Genomic DNA, 18051 nt, shown 5'->3' on the forward strand with positions numbered 1-18051 from the left:
ACTTCTACTTTGCCGGAAAATGCTTAGTTCTCCCTCGCTAAGCTTTTGTCAAAGCTTGACTAGTAGTGCATTTGAACAACTGCGAGAATTATTGCAACAAATGATTTCTCCAGTCGGAAATGCAGCAGTGATATTGACAGAAGCTGTTTTGGCACGCATCCCCACTCCAGGAAACTGGCAGATGCAACAGTTTACAGTAGTGATTTCGGCTGAATTTAGCGGTTTATTAGTAGGTTTACCACAAACTGCCGCCATTAGTACAAGTGATGGTGATTTTTCAGTTGATACTTGTCTGACGTTTGAACCCAAAGAAATAATTCAGTTTCTTAAAACATTAAAAGATTTATTTGAAAACGATTCTCAAACTTATAAAAGACTCGAACAATATTGCCTAATTCCCGCTGTTAATGATGCTACACTGCAAAGTCAATTTACAGTATTGTTGTTAAAACACTTAACTACAGAGCAAAACCAACCTGACGTATTAAATTTTACCAATAAAATATTTTCCTGCGAACACGTCGAAAACGCGCTAGAAAAACAGATTGCTCAAGAAAGACTTTTAAATGAAGTAATTACGCAAACTCGTAAAAGCTTAGATTTATCAGTAATAGTCGCAACTGCAATGGATCGAGTTAAAGAGTTTCTCAAATTAGATAGATTAGTAGTTTATAAATTTGACGAACCCAATCTTAACAATCGCGCAGATTATTCGCACCATAATTTAGAAAAATCACCTCCTCGCACGGGTTGTGTAGTTTACGAAGTTTTAGCAAATGACACTATTTCTTCGGTATTAAATTATTCTGAAGAAAGATGTTTGATGCCACCAACTGAATGTTGGAAAAAATTTCGTCAAGGTTTTACTTTAGCCGTTAGTGATGTAGAAAAAACTTATGCTCTGGAAAAGTGTTTATTAGGATATTTAAAAAAAATTAGAGTTAAAGCAAAGTTTGCCGCACCCATTGTCTTTGAGGAAAAACTTTGGGGTTTATTAATTGCTCATCAATGCGATACTACCCGCAATTGGACGCAAAACGAACAAATATTGCTGACTTCAGTTGCCGAACAATTGGCGATCGCCATTCATCAATCTGAGTTAATGCAGTCTTTAAAGTCAGATAAATTAACTTTGGAGCAAAGAGTTAAAGATAGAACTATTGAGCTACACGATGCATTAGTAGCCGCAGAAGCAGCAAACCGTCTCAGAAACGAATTTCTCGCGACTATCAGTCATGAACTATTAACACCGCTGACTTATGTAATCGGAATGTCTTCTACATTACTGCGTTGGTCATTTGGTGAATTAACCGATCGACAGCGAAGTTATCTCCAAACTATTCATGATAGCGGCGAACGTTTGTTAGAGATGATTAGCGATATCTTAGAATTATCACAAATAGAAGCAGGTAAAGCAGTTTTAAATATTACTGAATTTTCTTTAACTGATACAGTAAAAAACACTGTAAATAATCATTTAGCAGAAAAAGCAACAAAAGCACAAATAAATCTCAAGTTTGACTTGCTTTTCAATTCCCAAAAAGATAAATTTACCGCCGATTTTCGACGAGTCAATCAAATTTTATTAAACTTATTAACTAACGCAATTAAATTTACTCCCAAAGGTGGTAGCGTCACTTTGCGGGTTTGGATAGAATATAAAAATGCCGTTTTTCAAGTAGAAGACACTGGGATCGGCATTCCCCAATCACAATTATCTATGCTATTTGAAAAATTCCAACAGCTTGATACTCCTTATCGCAGAAGTTACGAAGGTACAGGTTTAGGTTTAGCTTTAACCAAACAACTCGTGCAGATGCATCGAGGCAGAATTGATGTCGAATCCACAGTTGGTAAGGGTTCAATCTTCACCGTATGGATACCGCAACAGTTATCAGTTATCAGTTAGCAGTTACCAGTGAACAGTTACCAGTTACCAGTGTTGAATTTAAAATTCCTAACTTTGGTGGTACTAACTCGCACACAAGGAATATGTCTTGATGTGGATTACTAATCGTAATTGATAATTGATAATTGATAATTGTTCACTGATAACTATTATGGCAAACCTCGTTGAAACTGCTACCAATGCAGGAAAATTTAAGACTTTGATAAAAGCGGTGCAAACAGCAGAATTAACCGATATTCTTACTACTGCCGATGTATATACTGTGTTTGCACCGACTGATGAAGCTTTTGCTAAGTTACCGGAAGGTACTTTAGAATCTTTACTGCAAGACATCCACAAATTAAAAATGATTTTGACTTATCATGTTGCATTTGGCGATGTTCGTTCCGATGATTTAGCGCAGATTGAGGAAGTACCAACTGTTGAAGGCTCAATTATAGCTGTTGAATCGCAGTCAGGAAAAGTTAAGTTAAACGACGCTAACGTTATTGAGGAAGATATTTTGGCAGACAACGGCGTAATTCATGTAATTGATTCCGTTTTAATGCCCGCTATTATTGCAGGACATTGAGTTACAATCTTTGAAGTAATTAGAAACCCGCTTTCTTTATACAAATCAAATTTAAGTTTGATTATTTTAGGACTTACGCATTCACCCGAAGGGTGTGGCTCATCGCAACGAAGCGCGCAGCGTGTCCCGTAAGAAACATAAAATTAAGCTTGACTCACGGCTTAGATCCCCCCAACCCCCCTTAACAAGGGGGGCTTTGCGTGAGTCCTATATTTATAGAAACCGGGTTTATTTACGATAAGATGTCAGTAAATTTCAATTTTGCTGCATCTGATTTTTTGTTTGTAAATTATTCATTGATAATTGTTCACTGTTCACTGTTCACTGATAACACATCCCGTGCGGGAAGGTATATTCAACGAAATTTGCGAATCTCCTCGATCTTTCAACTCAACTTTATCGCTAGCGTATAAAAGCTTATTTGGTTTCGATTGCAAATCACTAATATCTACATCAACTGTGCTTGGGGAAGTACTAACATTAACCGCCACAATTAATTCTTGTTTGTCTAAAATACGCGCAAATACATATAGTTCACCTTCCGCAAAAAGTACTTTATATTCACCAGTACGCAAGCAGGGATAAGCGTGACGTAAAGCAATCAATTCCCGGTGAGTTTCAAGAATTTCCTTATCCCAATTTTCTTCTAAAGGAAAACCACGTCGCGAATCTGGATCGAGTTTACCCACCAAACCAACTTCATCACCGTAGTATATACTGGGGGCACCGGGAAAAGTTAGTAAAAGTAAAGTTGCTAACTCAACACTTTTTTTATCTCCATCAGCAATACTAATTAAGCGTGCGGTATCGTGAGAAGCCAGTAAGTTTAATTGAGTCAGTTGAATTTCCCAGGGATAAAGCTTTAATACTTCTTGAATTTTTTCGGCGTATCCAGCAGCAGATAAAGCCGGATATGGTTCATAGTCGCGGTCTTTCACCTGTTCTATATCAACGCGATCGCCAGCAGCAAAAGCAATGGTTGGTGCGGTGAATAAATAATTCATTACGCCGTCAAATTGGCTACCATCCAACCATTCACGAGCATCAACCCAAACTTCACCGACTATATAAGCTTCGCTATTTATTGCTTTGACTCTTTCCCGAAATTCTTGCCAAAAACCAGGTGTTCTGATTTCAAAAGGAACATCTAAGCGCCAGCCATCAATACCGAATTTTATCCAATATTCGGCAATTTCCATGATATATTCCCGTACTTCGGGATTATCATGATTAAATACCGGCAAAGCACGATTTCCATCCCATCCTTCGTAATTAGCAGGTTTTTCGCCGGTGTAAGGTGCAAGCGGCCAGTCATGAATTTTAAACCAATCTAACCACGGTGAATGCGGCCCATTTTCTAAAATATCGTTAAAAAAGAAAAAGCCGCGACTGCTGTGATTGAATACCCCATCTAAAACAACTTTAATATCTCGTGCATGAGCCGCTTCCAATAAATCTTTAAAAGCAGGATTTCCACCCAACAAAGGATCTACTTGATAATAATCGTGAGTATGATAGCGATGATTGCTAGCTGATTGAAAAATAGGAGTAAAGTAGACAGCATTAACGCCTAAATCCTGCAAATAATCTAATTCTTCCATTACGCCCCATAAATCCCCTCCTTTATAGCCTTGGAGTGTAGGCATTTCATGCCAATCTTCCCAACTAGCATTATTTAACAACCGTTTGCGAGGCTGTTTGCTTATCGCGAATCTATCTGGAAAAATTTGGTAAAAAACCGCGTGCTTAACCCAATCTGGTGTTTGAACCTGCATCTTTAACCCCGTATATCTTCAGATGTCATAATTACAGATAAAAGGTTCAAAGCAACTCACACCATAGAAAGAAGTTTTACTAAATAAATATAAACTATCAAGCAAAAATAATCGTATTATTTATGCATTGAAAAAATTAAGTAGTAATTTATAATCTTCGGAAACATATTTACAAAAATTCGGTACGTGGAAAACTTCTATATAAATATTTTACTGACCATTCCCAATTCCCAATTCCCAATTCCCATCTTAAGATAGATTTATTTTTGCTAATTTATAGCAAGAAACCTAATATTTATTAAGCGATATTACAATTATTTCAAAAATATTTAGAAATCGTCTAAAACCCAAACATGGTTTTAACGTAGAAGCATATATTGATAATTGAGGTAAATTAAATGGATAACTTACAAAAATATCGCTTCGTCTGCACTCTCACTTTCGGCGATGTCTACGGTCAAATAATCGTTTGGTTAATAACTATTACCTTAAGTTTGGCATCTGCATTAGCGCTAATGGGTGCAAGAAGACCAGTTTATGCTCTCGCTACAGTCGGACTTGTAGTACTGTTATCCTTGCCTTTCCTACTATTTGCATTTGTGACCACATTATTAAATCATATTGAAGTATCTCCCGTAAAACCAGGAACAGAGATGGAACCTATTCCAGGTAACATTTCTCAACAACAACCCGTACAAGCTAGTTAGTTGATAGTGGTTAGTGGTTAGTGGTTGGGAGTTAGGAGTTAGGAGTTAGGGATTAGGAATTAACTTGTCCCCTTGTCTCCTTGTCCCCTTGTCTCCCAATCTCCCCATCTCCCCCCAACATAAGTAACTATAGATAAATAGGTTTCTTAAAGTCGGGGGAGTCATGTTAGAACACGATGTAATCATAGTTGGTGGCGGGTTGGCTGGAAGTCGTGCTGCTGTGGAAATTGCACGGACTAATCCTAGTTTAAGTATTGCTGTAATTGCTAAAACTCACCCAATTCGTTCGCATTCGGTGGCGGCACAAGGTGGTATGGCGGCTTCACTGAAGAATGTGGATTCTGCCGATACATGGGAAGCTCACGCTTTTGATACGGTTAAAGGTTCCGACTATTTAGCGGATCAAGATGCAGTCGAAATTCTCACCAAAGAAGCGCCGGATGTAGTCATCGATTTAGAACACATGGGTGTTTTGTTCTCGCGTTTGGATGACGGTAGAATTGCTCAACGGGCATTTGGCGGACATTCTCACAATCGTACTTGTTACGCTGCCGATAAAACTGGCCATGCTATTTTGCATGAATTGGTGAATAATTTGCGGCGTTATGGCGTACACATTTATGATGAATGGTACGTCATGCGCTTGATATTGGAAGAAAATCAAGCCAAAGGCGTATTAATGTTCCGCATCCTTGATGGACATATGGAAGTGATGCGAGCAAAAGCCGTGATGTTTGCGACTGGTGGTTACGGTAGAGCTTTTAATACTACTTCAAATGATTATGCTTCTACAGGTGATGGTTTGGCGATTACAGCCCTTGCCGGGTTGCCATTACAAGATATGGAATTTGTGCAATTTCACCCAACGGGATTGTATCCGGTAGGCGTATTAATTTCCGAAGCCGTGCGTGGTGAAGGTGCATATTTGATTAATTGCGAAGGCGATCGCTTTATGAAAAATTACGCTCCTTCTCGCATGGAATTAGCACCACGGGATATTACATCAAGAGCAATTACTCGTGAAGTCCGCGCAGGAAGAGGCGCTCATGCCGATGGTAGTCCCGGTGGCCCCTGTGTTTATCTTGATTTACGGCACATGGGTAAAGAAAAAATCATGAGTCGGGTTCCCTTTTGTTGGGAAGAAGCACATCGTTTAGTAGGAGTTGATGCCGTAAACGAACCAATGCCCATACGTCCCACAATTCACTATTCGATGGGTGGTATCCCAGTAAACACCGACGGACAAGTTCGCAGCAGTAATGATGGTTTAGTTGAAAGCTTCTTTGCAGCAGGAGAAAGCGCTTGTGTATCCGTACATGGAGCAAATCGCCTCGGTAGTAATTCGCTGTTGGAATGTGTAGTTTACGGACGTAGAACCGGAGCAACTATAGCTAAATACGTAGAAAATCGGAAATTACCTTCTATAGACGAGCAGCGTTATATCAATGAAGCTAAAGAGCAAATTCAAAGTTTGTTAGAGCAGCCTGGAGAATACCGGATCGATCAAATAAGGCGAGAATTCCAAGATGCCATGACAGATTATTGCGGCGTATTCCGTAACGAAGAATTGATGACACAAGGATTAGAAAAAATAGAACAAATCCAGAATAATTACTCGCAAATCTACTTAGATGATAAAGGAAGTTGTTGGAATACAGAACTTATTGAAGCTTTAGAGTTAAGAAGCTTGATGGTAGTCGGAAAAATGATTTTGACATCAGCACTGAATCGTCAGGAAAGTAGGGGAGCGCATTGTCGAGAAGATTTTACCGAAAGAGACGACGAGAAGTATTTGCAGCATACAATGGCTTACTATTCCGCAGCCGGAATTGATATTCAATATCGTCCAGTTTCAATAACCATGTTTGAGCCGAAAGAGAGGAAATATTAAGGGATTGAAAATTCAAAATTGGTAATTTTGCTTTCTCGTTAGCCCGCGAATTAATTTGTAGAGACGCAAGGGTATCGCGTCTCTACATCTGTATTGATAACAGAAATTTGTTCGGTGAGGGCGTTTTTTTATTCGTGAATAGTACCATCCGGCATCATAGCGCCTGTAAGGTTTGCACCATCAAGAATTGCTCCTGCTAAGTTGGCGGCTTCTAAACAAGCTTTTTCTAAGTTGGCATCTGTTAAATCAGCCCCACGTAAATCCGCTGAGGTGAGTTGTGCGTTGCTTAAATCGGTATCCTCTAAATATGCTCCACACAAATTTGCTTTTAGTAAATCGGCTCCACTTAGATTAGCGCCGCTAAAACAGGCTTTAATAAGATTTGATCCACTTAAATTAGCATCATTTAACTTTGCACAATTAAATTTTGCTTTTTGCAAATTAGCTTGACTTAAAGTTGCTGCGGTTAAGTTAACTCCACTAAGATTAACTCCAGTAAGATTAGCTCCGTAAAAATTAGCGCTGATTAACCTTGTTTCATTACTAAACTCTGCTTTTTGTAAATTAGTTTGTCTCAAATCTGTTACGGTTAAGTCAACTCCACTAAAATTAACTCCAGTAAGATTAGCTCCATGAAAATTAGCACCAATTAGATCGCTACAAGCGCTGAAAGTTGCTCCGCTTAAGTTAGCATTACTAAAATTAGCTTTAATCAAATTTGCTCCTTCTAAACAAGCATTTGATAAATTTGCTTGACTTAAATCTGCTTGGCTTAAGTTAGCTTCAGTTAAAATCGCTTCTTTCAAATTGGCATTACATAAATTTATGTTATTCAAATCAGCTTGTGTCAAATTTGCACCACTGAGGTTTTGATTACTCCAGTTGGTACCACTCAACCTTGCTTGAGTTAAATTAGCCTTACTTAAATTCACATCGCTTGGTGAATCTTGAGTTAAATCAGCGCCAGTTAAATTAATCCCCGTGAAATTGCGATCGCCATTTTCATACCTTTCCCAAAATTCCTCAGCAGTAACAATTTCGCCATCACTAATTTCTTCATCTTCTTCGACTTTCGGTAGTTTGGTAACATCACCTAAGTGATTTTCTTGCTCACCATCATTAATATCAACTTCTTTAATCGCAACAGCACTTTCCACAATGACATCAGGCTCCTGCTCGAAGTGCTGTTGCAACTGTGCTACTTGCGCGGATAGTTGTAAAACCTTCTCCTGCGTGCTTTCTACCTGCGATAATTCCGCTAACTTATTAAAATCCTGCTTTAATTCATCAAAACAGCGTTTCAACCAAACAATATTCTTTTTCCAAATATCTTGTTGCGCTTCAAGTTGCTCTATTCTAGAAACCAATAAAGCTAAATTATGATTTGCATTTGAAATAGTCATTAAAATCCGCCTACTGTAGAATACGTGTTAATACAGGGATGGCAGCAATACATATATATTTATAGTGCAACCCCATATTTAAGTTGCCCAAAATTACAACGACATTCACAGGCTTTGCATTAATAGCGGAAAAATTACTTTACTAAGTTGGCAAATTAAACATACCAGCCTTTATCAATAACTTACGTTCTTCTAATCTATCTTGGCGATTAAGTTGTAATAATTTTACGGTAACTCTTCCTATAGGTGTAATACCAGCAAACTCAGCCTGATTTACACTAAAATGGTCGCTCCAGTTATCTTGACGAGGATTGTATAGTGGAGCAATATTTCCTGTTTGTGGGTCAATTGAAGCTAAATCACTACCTTTATGCTTGTTGCACAAAGCACAGGAGAGAGCCAAATTATCAGCTTGTGTTAAACCACCATGTTTCTCAGCAATTATGTGGTCTACCTCATGAGAAACTAGGGCTGCAACTTCAGGGAAAAAGCAATATTCACAACAATGTTTAGCGCGTTCATAAATTAGCTTACGTAGGGCAGATGCAATATAACTTTTACTCATAGCATAGCCTTAACTTGCTTTAAGTTTGATAAATGCCTTAGTTTTAGCAATTCTTACCAAATGCTCTAAATATTGATACTGTTCCCAGATTTGTTCTTCTTGGGGTGTAAGTTTTTGAGTGCGATTTTTTTCTAGCAACTCAGAAATCTGCTGCTGAAATTCTGGCGATGGGCGTAAAGCTATAATTTCTTCTGGTGTAGGAAGTTGAGCGAAAAATTCTAAAACTTCTGCGGTACCTGTAAAACCTGTATTGGATAAAGCATTTAACTCGCGCAATCCTAATTCTAAAATTTGCGGAAGCTTATCTTCTAATAAGTTCAAGCGTCTGGCTAAATCTTCAGGGATATCTAAACTAACTCGCATGGCTTTATTTTCCACTTATTTTCTACAAACCCTTGGAAATTAATATATCAATTTTACTGATAACGCGGTAAAAATTCCGTACTCTCAATAGTTTCTTCTACCGCATAAATCCCCTACAGCAAAAACAACATTCTTCCTGCTTTAAATTCTTTCTCAGCTTCAGATATAAGTTCAATATTTTCTTTAGTCTCTTCGTCTTCTTCAGGATTTTCTTCCATTAAGTCAAGTAAATGGCTTACCATTTCATCATCATCTAATTCTTCTCGATCGATGATTCCATTATTTCCAGGATATATAAAGCCGCTATCCCCAATTGATAATTGATTTTCTTATTGCTTTAATTGTGCAACTTGTGCGGATAACTGTAAAATTGTCTCCTGCATAGTTTCTATTTGCTGTGGCTCCTTCCTAGTCGCAAAATCTCGCTTTAACTCATGAGGGAACGCTGTAACATCAAAGTGTTTTCTTTCCAGATGCTTTCCGCTTCTAACTGTATTAATCTAAAGACTAAAGACTCTATATCACGATTAAAATTAAAAGTATTCATACAAATATTACTGTTGTAGCGGTGCCCGATAATACAATTGCAAACAAGTAATAGTTAGACAATTTTAGATTTCAATTGCCTGTTGCTGACACCCACAGTAACAAAAATGACAGCGGTAAGCTTGACGTGAATGTTGTTTTTATGACTAATAATCTTTTTAATTATCAAAAACGATTTTATACCTGATGATGAGAAAATTAAAAATGCAGTCGCAAAAAACAATTTGTATCCCGTACTGCCATTTCTATAAAAGTTTCGTTTGACCTATTTGTGACATCTAATATGCGAACTATTGCCGAGATAAACGAAAAAATAAACCGTAAAAAGGCCGTAGTTTTAACAATTGAAGAATTGAAAGCAAAAGTCGCAGAGGTAGGGGTTGCTAAAGCTGCAAAACAAGTCGATGTAGTTACCACTGGCACTTTTGAGCAAATGGAATCTAGCGGTGCCATTATTAACCTCGGACATACGGATCCGCCGATTAAAATTCGCCGCTGCTGGTTGGATGGTGTACCGGCATATTCCGGTTTTGGAGCAGTGGATTTATATTTAGGTGCTAGCAGCACTGCCGAACCGTTAGAAGGAGAAACAGGGAGTAGTGGGGAAGCTGGTTCAAATATATTAAAAGGTGGCGGTAATGTTATTGAAGATTTAATCGCAGGTAAACCAGTACAGGTAAGAGCGCTGGGACAAGTAACTGATTGTTACCCTAGAGCTAGTTTTGAAACTACTATTACTCGCGATACTATAAATCAGTTTTATTTATTTAATCCGCGCAATTTATATCAAAATTTTATTGTAGGTGTAAACGGTGGAGAGAGTCCGCTTTATACCTATCTTGGCGTGCTGCAACCGCGTTTGGGAAATGCAGTTTATTCTAATCCGGGTGCGATTTCACCTTTACTGAATGACCCATATTTAAAGCTTGTGGGTATCGGAACGCGAATTTTTTTAGGTGGTGGAATTGGCTATGTGACTTGGGAAGGCACGCAACACAATCCAATGCAAAAGCGTTTACCCAATGATACGCCAGTTGGGCCTGCTGCGACTTTGGCTTTAATCGGCGATGCCAAGCAAATGGATGCGCGTTGGGTAAGAGGTTGTTATTTTAAAAATTATGGCCCTTCGATCATGCTGGGGGTAGGGGTACCGCTACCAGTATTAAATGAGGAAGTAGTAGAGCGTTGCGCCATACAAGACAAAGATATAGTCGCGCCGATAGTAGACTTTTCCATTCCCCGACGGGTGCGTCCTACCTTTGGTTTGGTTAGCTATACCCAACTCAAATCTGGACGCATCACCATTGACGGCAAAACAGTAAGAGTAGCCCCACTAGCGAGTATATTTCTCTCCCGACAGGTAGCCATTGAATTAAAGCAATGGATTCAACTAGGTAAATTTACCCTTACCGAACCAGTTGCTCCAATTTCAATGGACAGGTCTTTTCTCCCCCAAGACCGTTGGAAGGAGTTTTGAATAGTTAGGAGTTAGGAGTTAGGAGTTATTAAGGTTAAAGGTCAAAGGTCAAAGGTCAAAAGTTAAAATCCCCTTGTCCCCTTGTCCCCTTGTCCCCTTGTCCCCTTGTCCCCTTGTCCCCTTGTCCCTACTCTTCAGGTGGCTTACTACGCTTAACGGGCTTGGGAGCCGGTCGATTATTCGCGGGTTTTGGAGCATCTCCCGATTGACCTGCTTTCTTGACAGGACGTGGAGTATCACCGCTTTGTCGTTTGTTATACGGTCTAGCACCTCCGGCTCCAGCTCTGCGAGGTGGTCTTCCTCCTCCTGCTCCTCCTGCTCCTCTTTTGAAGGGAGGTCGGCGTTTTTTGGGTAAGTCGGCGATGAATTCGGCTTTCTCGATCATCAAGAGGTCTGCTTGTCGCTGGACTTGGAAGTCCCAGAATTTTCCGACAGCTTTGGTTTCTAACTTACCCGTTAGTTTCAACTTGAAATATTTGGGTTTGTCGTCATTTTTGCGAGGTGCTTGCTTGATTTTAACCACCAAGTTACCAGCGTCAAAAGATTGGTAAACAACTTCACCACGAACGGAAAAACCACCATCTGGAATTTCTGATGAAGGTGTAAGTTCACCTGCTGGTTCGGACGTTGGAGATGGCGAATCATCCGCAACCGATTCGTCAGCTTCAGTCTCAGTAGTTGTAGATTCTGGGGATTCCTCTGTAGTTTGCCGATTTACGGCTAACTTTTCTGGTTCCCAGACTCCGACAATTTGGAGATGAAGATTGTCATTTTCTTGTCGAGTACGCGGATAAACCACCCACAAGTGGTCTTTTTCTAAGTCCAGATGGTTTTTAACCAAACTCATAATCCGACCTAAGAGGACGGCATCGAGTTCTACATTGTCTGGAGTAACTAACGCACCTTGAGTAAATTGTTCGCTTGTGGGAACGTAACGCCCGCGAACCAAACCGATTGCTCGGTATTGCATTGGTTCCGAAGGCGGAGGAATTGGTTGTTGCCTTGCGGGTTCGTTAGTTTGAGCGGATTCACTCTTAGCATCAGATTTGTCAACAGTTTGACTATTATCTTTACTCTCAGCTTTAGAAGAAGTTTCTAAGCTGTTATCTTGCGCTTCCGTAGAAGAAGCAGATAAATTGGAGGATTCGGACGATTCAGAAGACGGCATCAGGTCGGAATTCATAAAAACTCCTTGCGGCGGAGACACATCCCATATGGGACTTTACAAAGGCTACTCTCAAGAATAATCGCACGGTGAGCAGGCGGTATATTTCCAACCTTACAACCGAAAATAGATAAACTCTATGAGATATGAGATATTAGTGTTGCGAAGTTTCGCATTTAAACACTATTAGGTGTAATTTAGCGTCTTTACACTTGGAACAAAAGCATACCATAGCTACAATTTCAGACTATTCCTCCTAAAGTCGTCATTTGAGATACGGCTTCACAGCGCGGTTATTTGTTATAAAGTTCACAAGTAACACACGGTATTCCGTAAAGTTTTAAGAATTTTTTAGTTTTCAATTTTTCGATACACGATTATTTCATTCAAAGTAAAGGAGGGTGAAGGTGTCTCAAGGTCGTAATCGCTGGTTTATGAAAATCGTATTGATATTAGCTGTTATTGCCCTTGTGGGTGGTTCAATGGTTCCTATCATAGCGGCTTTCAATGATTCCCAACAATCAGGTAATACAGAGAAGGGCACGGGCAATTCTGCTTCAGATCAAAAAGCAAAGTTAGAACTTACTGCAAAGGGTTACGAACAAGTTTTAGAACGAGAACCAGAAAACACAACGGCACTACAAGGTTTGTTAGAAGCTCGTCTCCAATTATTTAGATTAGGACAAGGTGACATAAAAGGCATAATTACACCTTTAGAAAAGTTATCAAAGCTTAACCCGGAAGAAACAAGATACGCCGTACTATTAGCCCAAGCAAAGCAGCAAGCAGGTGACAAAGAAGGAGCCGCTCAAGCTTACCGTACTGTTTTAGAAACAAAACCAGGAGACTTACCAGCTTTACAGGGTATGGTAGCCCTGCTGTTAGACCAAAAACGCCCCGAAGCTGCGATTGGTTTACTACAAGAAAGTCTGGATAAAGCCGAAAAAGCAAATAAAATAGAACCCGACAGCGTTGATACTACAGCCGTTCAAGTTTTATTAGGTAGCGTTTACGCCAAGGAAAAGCGATACGCTCAAGCTTTATCGACTTACGACAAAGTAATCAAAAATGACCCCAAAGATTTTCGCCCCTTTTTAGCAAAAGCAATGGTTTTAAAAGATCAAGGAAAAACCGAAGAAGCACAACCTTTATTTGAAAAAGCAAATTCTTTAGCTCCAGCCCGCTACAAAGACGAAATCAACAGACAAGCAACCAGCGCTTCTCCAACTCCGACTCCCGAAGTTTCACCTTCACCTGAAGAGTGATGGGGGGACAAGAGGACAAGGGGACAAGGGGACAAGGGGACAAGGGGACAAGGGGACAAGGAGAAAATCACTAATTTTTCTTTACTCCTTACTCCTAACTATTTCCAATGTCCCATTCCCAACTTCTCCTGTTAACTGTTAACTGATTACATTCCTTGAATCGCTGCCACTACACCAAATATCAGAAAGAGGCATCCACCAGAGAAGGTAAGTTGACGTTCGGTGATTTGTCCGGCTAACATTCTTCCGGAAGTAACGGCTATTACGGCGCAAATGGCGTGTCCTAATATTGCTCCAATGGTTACTCCAATTGGGTTGTTATCGGCTGCTAAAGCAATGGTGGCAATTTGAGTTCTATCTCCCCATTCAGCGACAAAAATTAATACAAACGCTTTCAGTAAAATTGCCCAAATATTTTGTTCGTCTACGATCTGCAAATCTGTTTTTTCTACTACTTCTTTGGCTTCTCCAACTACTACCACGTCACAAGCTTCACTAGGCATCTGAGTAGAGTCGTAAATTAATTTAAAGCCAAAAATTATAAATAAAGCTATTTCTGCGTAATGAATATAAATTTCTGGTAATAAAGAAGCTGCTTGCCCTACTCCTACCGATAGCATTGTCATTGCTGCTAAAGCTGAAATAGCTGCTACAAATACCAATCTTCGAGAATGCTGCATTGCCAAAATCATGGCAATAAAAAAGGTTTTGTCGCCAATTTCGGAAACTGTTATTAATAAAAATCCTGAAATAAAAGCTGTTAGCACTCAAATATATAATCGTTTAGCGGTTCGGACATTCACATATTATAAAACTCCGTCGGACTTTTAGGAATGGGGAATGGGGAATGGGGAATAGGGCATAGGGCATAGGGCATAGTTAATAATGGTTTGCTCTTATCCATTTAACTTAAATTAACTAAATTAACTTAAATTTAATTTAAGTTAATTAAATTCAGATTATTCACTTTCACATCATTTATCTTATACAGTTTTTTTGTAAATTCATTATTTAATTAATAATATTTATTTATTACTTTTTACCACTGTTCACCGTTCCCTATTCCCTAATCCCTTAGAGCCTTAATAATTAATCAATATTCACATTTTTATCTTCAATATTTTCTTCCACAACTGGCTGTTCGTTTTCAATAGTCGTATTATCTTCAGATGTATTAATTTCGACATTTTCTGCTAAGATAACGCATTCAGCTTGTGTTTTCAGCTTGATATTCCATTGATCTAAAACATCTTTAACTACTATTTCCTGCATCCAAATTTTTGCTACTACGGTTAAAGGTAGTGCTAAAAATAATCCTAGAAAGCCGAAAAATGTGACGAAGAATAGCTGAGATATTAACGTCACCGCTGGTAGTAAAGAAACTTGCCGCGCCATAACTATAGGCGTAATAAAATTACTTTCAGCTTGCTGGATAAAAAAGTACAGAACCAATACAGCAACTGGTTTCCAAGGAGAATCTAACAGCGCGATCGCCATTGCTGGGAATACGCTTAAGGTGGGACCTAAGTTGGGAATTAAGTTCAAAAATCCTGCTAAAACTCCCAAAGCTAAAGCCGAACGTACTTGTAATACTGATAACCCTACTACACTTAAAAGTCCTACCAAAAACATCGCAATCGAAGCACCAGTTACCCAACCTTCTAGGGACACTTCGCATTCATCCAAAATTCCTTCTACTCTTCTTCGATAAAACGAGGGAAAAAGCCTGACAAACAATTTACGATAAGATAAAGGATCTGCGATAAACATCCCTGTTAAAACCAACACTAATAAAATTTTTAGTATTACTTCTAAAGAACCCGAAACCAGAGCAAAAGTACTTTCCAAACCGCGATTAATAAATGGCTGGGCTTGGTTTAAAAGACTATTTATATCGGGTATGTATGGAATAACTTGGCTCGGAAGCTGTCCTCTCAATTCCAAAAGCCAAACATTGAGGCGCTGCAATGATTTAGGAAATTGATAACTTAATTCTTGAAACTGGACTATAAAAGATGGCACAATTAGCCAGAAAAAACCAATTACGCCAATAAAAAAAATGGTTATTGCTAAAAATTTTGCAAAACCGCGCTTAATACCCAAACTTTGTAGCCTTCGAGCCAATCTATTTAAAGTCGTAGCTAAAACAACTGCGGCAAATATAAGTAAAATGACTTCTTTTATCTGCCACAGAATATACAAAGAAATCGTTAAGGCAATTAAACCAATCCATTGACCCAAATTCACGCTTAAACTCCTGGCTCAAGGCTAATAATTATTTACGGATAATGTTGCTAGGTTAGCTGAAATTAGCTACTTCTGCCTAAGTAAATTTAGTTAATTTTTTGTTCTTTAAATAGTTGCCATATCAAAATAGTTGCCATAATTACGTTTGGTAACAATATAATAATCAAAGCGTTTGTTGCTGTTTCCGGAATCGACAAACTAGGAGCTAAATATTTAATAAAAAGTGAAATAGCTCCAGAAAGAAACAAGACTTTCAATATAAATATAAATTGATTTTTCATCTTATGTACGGTTATACACCTATATAGAGGTAGGGTAGACACTGATAACGCTTTTTAGCAATTTTCTACAATAAATTATGTAACATTAAAACTGATTTGTATTTTAGATCGGTAATTAACCAATTTATCTTTTTCCTTTGCAATACTTAAATATCTGTTAAAAATTTGTTAAAAATACAATTCTATAATTGTTCGTTTGCATTGTATGCCAACAAATCTACAGTAGAGAAATTATTTATTTAAGGGAATTAGGAGCGCGAATATATTTTCGTGCTGCGCTACGTATCTCAAAAAAAATCAATATTTTTTACTTTTTCCTGTTCCCTATTCGTAAGGATTTAGTCAAAATATTTGCTGTTATATTTCTTCAATCGAAAATAAGGAAATAAAATGTTCGTTGACAATAAAAATAAAAGTCCAATTAAGCCAGCGAAAATGCGGCAATTTGGCGGCAGCTTGTTTATATTGCTGACTTTGCTATTATTGCTTAATTTTATCGTTCCCAGTTTTTTGGCGACTGAATCTCCTCAAGCGCCCTATAGCGAGTTTATTGCTCAAGTGCAGGCTGGTTTTGATGCAAACAACCTTCTAAATTTTAGATTTTAGATTTTAACAACGGATGTATTTGTTTTGGATTTTGGATTATTGATTTTTAATTGGCGATACGCTGTATGGTGTATCGTCTTTTTTTATTTAGTAGTAAGAGTTTTAACTCTTCATTATTACTCGCTGGGGTAAGCTAGTTGCTTCTTTTAAAGATAATAGATTATTAGAAAAAGTTAATATGACAGAAGTTACAGGTTTGACTGCTTCAACTATTACGAGTTTAAAGGAATTAGCAGCTTATAATTGATGGGTTTTGATTCTAAGCGTTCAGATCCCCCCAACCCACGCCACTTCCTACAACGGAGGAGACCTCCGCAACGGAGTGGCTTCCCTTTGTTAAGGGGGGCTTTTTTTATATCAGTTACTTTTCTCTCGTGGATATTGCTTCATTAATTCTCTTACCTGTTCTGCATGATAAGAACTTCTTGTCAACGGAGAAGAAACAACTTGTAAAAAACCAATTTCTTCACCATATTTTTTCCATGCTGCAAACTGTTCGGGATGAATAAAATCACCTACTTTTAAATGCTTTTGACTCGGTTGCAGATATTGCCCAATTGTTAAAATATCGCAATCAACAGCGCGTAAATCTCGCATAACCTGACGAATTTCTGCATCAGTTTCGCCAAGTCCAACCATAATACCTGACTTAGTATAAATCCAAGGTGCAATTTGACGCGAGATTTTCAACAATTCCAAAGTTCGTTGATAATCACCTTGGGGACGGGTGCGACGATATAACCGGGGAACCGTTTCTGTATTGTGGTTGAGGACTTCCGGTTGTGCTTTCAAGATAATTTGTAGCGCTTCCCAATTACCGCACAAATCGGGAATTAAAACTTCAATAGTAGTATACGGTGAAATAGTCCGAACCGCTTCAATACAGCGAACAAACTGCGAAGCACCTTCATCGGGTAGATCGTCGCGGTTTACAGAAGTAATTACCACATGATTCAGCTTCATCCGACGTACAGCTTCCGCAAGACGTGTGGGTTCCGTCGAATCCAAAGGTTGGGGTTTTTTCTCAAAATCAATATCGCAGTAAGGACAAGCACGAGTACAGGCTGGCCCCATAATTAAAAACGTAGCGGTACCTGCTTTAAAACACTCGCCAATATTCGGACAAGACGCTTCCTCACAAACAGTATTCAGCGATAAATCCCGCAAAGTTTCCTTAACATTACCAACACGTTCCCATTGAGGAGCTTTAACCCGCAACCAGTCTGGTTTTACAGTCACAATCTGTCCTTACCACTTGTTGATATACAGGATTTATGGTA

15 protein-coding genes and 1 pseudogene are annotated in these 18051 nt (G+C 38.7%); 7 read left to right on the forward strand and 9 right to left on the reverse strand.

Annotated elements, in window-relative coordinates; translation table 11 throughout:
- Window positions 1-19: 19 nt before the first annotated feature.
- Together ACM03V_RS01095 and ACM03V_RS01100 are read left to right on the forward strand one after the other, a co-directional pair.
- Window positions 20-1909 carry an ATP-binding protein gene (locus ACM03V_RS01095; RefSeq protein ID WP_414618895.1) on the forward strand — a complete coding sequence of 630 codons (1890 nt, stop codon included), beginning with the start codon at window positions 20-22 and terminating at the stop codon, window positions 1907-1909.
- Window positions 1910-2060: 151 nt separating this feature from the next.
- The gene (locus ACM03V_RS01100) at window positions 2061-2480 is read left to right on the forward strand and encodes a fasciclin domain-containing protein (RefSeq protein ID WP_414618896.1); all 420 of its coding nucleotides are present in this window, start codon (window positions 2061-2063) and stop codon (window positions 2478-2480) included.
- A 314-nt stretch (window positions 2481-2794) separates the two neighbouring features.
- Here the strand turns inward: ACM03V_RS01100 and ACM03V_RS01105 are convergent, their stop codons facing one another.
- Window positions 2795-4255: a glycoside hydrolase family 13 protein gene (locus ACM03V_RS01105; protein WP_414618897.1), complete on the reverse strand. Its 1461-nt coding sequence runs from the start codon at window positions 4253-4255 to the stop codon at window positions 2795-2797.
- Window positions 4256-4653: 398 nt separating this feature from the next.
- Between ACM03V_RS01105 and ACM03V_RS01110 the strand changes: the two genes are divergently transcribed.
- On the forward strand, window positions 4654-4962 hold the full coding sequence (locus ACM03V_RS01110) for a hypothetical protein (RefSeq protein ID WP_414618898.1): 309 nt from the start codon (window positions 4654-4656) through the stop codon (window positions 4960-4962).
- A gap of 163 nt (window positions 4963-5125) precedes the next feature.
- Entirely contained in the window at window positions 5126-6853 is a 1728-nt protein-coding gene (locus ACM03V_RS01115; RefSeq protein WP_414618899.1) for a succinate dehydrogenase/fumarate reductase flavoprotein subunit, read from the forward strand.
- Window positions 6854-6981: 128 nt separating this feature from the next.
- On the opposite strand, the gene ACM03V_RS01120 is transcribed toward ACM03V_RS01115, so the two are convergent.
- The 4 genes from ACM03V_RS01120 to ACM03V_RS01135 form a co-directional block, all read right to left on the reverse strand.
- A complete protein-coding gene (locus ACM03V_RS01120; RefSeq protein WP_414618900.1) occupies window positions 6982-8256 on the reverse strand; it encodes a pentapeptide repeat-containing protein in 1275 nt (424 codons plus the stop codon).
- Between the two features lie 142 nt (window positions 8257-8398).
- Complete coding sequence (locus ACM03V_RS01125) at window positions 8399-8821, reverse strand: HNH endonuclease (RefSeq protein ID WP_414618901.1); 423 nt, start codon at window positions 8819-8821, stop codon at window positions 8399-8401.
- A 9-nt stretch (window positions 8822-8830) separates the two neighbouring features.
- Window positions 8831-9199 carry a hypothetical protein gene (locus ACM03V_RS01130; RefSeq protein ID WP_414618902.1) on the reverse strand — a complete coding sequence of 123 codons (369 nt, stop codon included), beginning with the start codon at window positions 9197-9199 and terminating at the stop codon, window positions 8831-8833.
- Window positions 9200-9297: 98 nt separating this feature from the next.
- On the reverse strand, window positions 9298-9426 hold the full coding sequence (locus tag ACM03V_RS01135) for a hypothetical protein (protein WP_414618903.1): 129 nt from the start codon (window positions 9424-9426) through the stop codon (window positions 9298-9300).
- Window positions 9427-10013: 587 nt separating this feature from the next.
- Between ACM03V_RS01135 and ACM03V_RS01140 the strand changes: the two genes are divergently transcribed.
- Window positions 10014-11207 (forward strand): homocysteine biosynthesis protein, encoded by a 1194-nt coding sequence (locus ACM03V_RS01140; protein ID WP_414618904.1) that lies wholly within the window; start codon window positions 10014-10016, stop codon window positions 11205-11207.
- Window positions 11208-11334: 127 nt separating this feature from the next.
- Here the strand turns inward: ACM03V_RS01140 and ACM03V_RS01145 are convergent, their stop codons facing one another.
- Window positions 11335-12390, reverse strand: coding sequence for a hypothetical protein (locus tag ACM03V_RS01145; protein ID WP_414618905.1), 1056 nt, complete (start codon window positions 12388-12390; stop codon window positions 11335-11337).
- Window positions 12391-12779: 389 nt separating this feature from the next.
- Here ACM03V_RS01145 and ACM03V_RS01150 point away from each other — a divergent pair, with 389 nt between their 5' ends.
- On the forward strand, window positions 12780-13637 hold the full coding sequence (locus ACM03V_RS01150; protein WP_414618906.1) for a tetratricopeptide repeat protein: 858 nt from the start codon (window positions 12780-12782) through the stop codon (window positions 13635-13637).
- Between the two features lie 146 nt (window positions 13638-13783).
- Here ACM03V_RS01150 and ACM03V_RS01155 read toward each other — a convergent pair whose 3' ends face one another.
- Complete coding sequence (locus ACM03V_RS01155; RefSeq protein WP_414618907.1) at window positions 13784-14404, reverse strand: TMEM165/GDT1 family protein; 621 nt, start codon at window positions 14402-14404, stop codon at window positions 13784-13786.
- Window positions 14405-14726: 322 nt separating this feature from the next.
- A complete protein-coding gene (locus ACM03V_RS01160) occupies window positions 14727-15884 on the reverse strand; it encodes an AI-2E family transporter (RefSeq protein WP_414618908.1) in 1158 nt (385 codons plus the stop codon).
- A gap of 671 nt (window positions 15885-16555) precedes the next feature.
- Between ACM03V_RS01160 and ACM03V_RS01165 the strand changes: the two are divergent.
- Window positions 16556-16735: pseudogene (locus tag ACM03V_RS01165) on the forward strand (hypothetical protein); the annotation flags it as partial.
- 393 nt (window positions 16736-17128) lie between these two features.
- Here ACM03V_RS01165 and lipA read toward each other — a convergent pair.
- Entirely contained in the window at window positions 17129-18010 is an 882-nt protein-coding gene (lipA, locus tag ACM03V_RS01170) for a lipoyl synthase (RefSeq protein ID WP_414618909.1), read from the reverse strand.
- Between the last annotated feature and the right edge of the window lie 41 nt (window positions 18011-18051).

Origin of the sequence: Calothrix sp. CCY 0018 (genome assembly GCF_963920925.1) — a bacterium.
In the GTDB taxonomy this organism is placed as follows: domain Bacteria; phylum Cyanobacteriota; class Cyanobacteriia; order Cyanobacteriales; family Nostocaceae; genus Rivularia.

What these genes read in the sequence shown, in the direction of transcription:
- ACM03V_RS01135 (WP_414618903.1), bottom strand. Translation starts at nt 9,426, where the DNA reads ATGGTAAGCCATTTACTTGACTTAATGGAAGAAAATCCTGAAGAAGAC.
- ACM03V_RS01120 (WP_414618900.1), bottom strand. Translation starts at nt 8,256, where the DNA reads ATGACTATTTCAAATGCAAATCATAATTTAGCTTTATTGGTTTCTAGA.
- ACM03V_RS01095 (WP_414618895.1), top strand. Translation starts at nt 20, where the DNA reads ATGCTTAGTTCTCCCTCGCTAAGCTTTTGTCAAAGCTTGACTAGTAGT.
- ACM03V_RS01140 (WP_414618904.1), top strand. Translation starts at nt 10,014, where the DNA reads ATGCGAACTATTGCCGAGATAAACGAAAAAATAAACCGTAAAAAGGCC.
- ACM03V_RS01145 (WP_414618905.1), bottom strand. Translation starts at nt 12,390, where the DNA reads ATGAATTCCGACCTGATGCCGTCTTCTGAATCGTCCGAATCCTCCAAT.
- ACM03V_RS01125 (WP_414618901.1), bottom strand. Translation starts at nt 8,821, where the DNA reads ATGAGTAAAAGTTATATTGCATCTGCCCTACGTAAGCTAATTTATGAA.
- ACM03V_RS01100 (WP_414618896.1), top strand. Translation starts at nt 2,061, where the DNA reads ATGGCAAACCTCGTTGAAACTGCTACCAATGCAGGAAAATTTAAGACT.
- ACM03V_RS01115 (WP_414618899.1), top strand. Translation starts at nt 5,126, where the DNA reads ATGTTAGAACACGATGTAATCATAGTTGGTGGCGGGTTGGCTGGAAGT.
- ACM03V_RS01110 (WP_414618898.1), top strand. Translation starts at nt 4,654, where the DNA reads ATGGATAACTTACAAAAATATCGCTTCGTCTGCACTCTCACTTTCGGC.
- ACM03V_RS01105 (WP_414618897.1), bottom strand. Translation starts at nt 4,255, where the DNA reads ATGCAGGTTCAAACACCAGATTGGGTTAAGCACGCGGTTTTTTACCAA.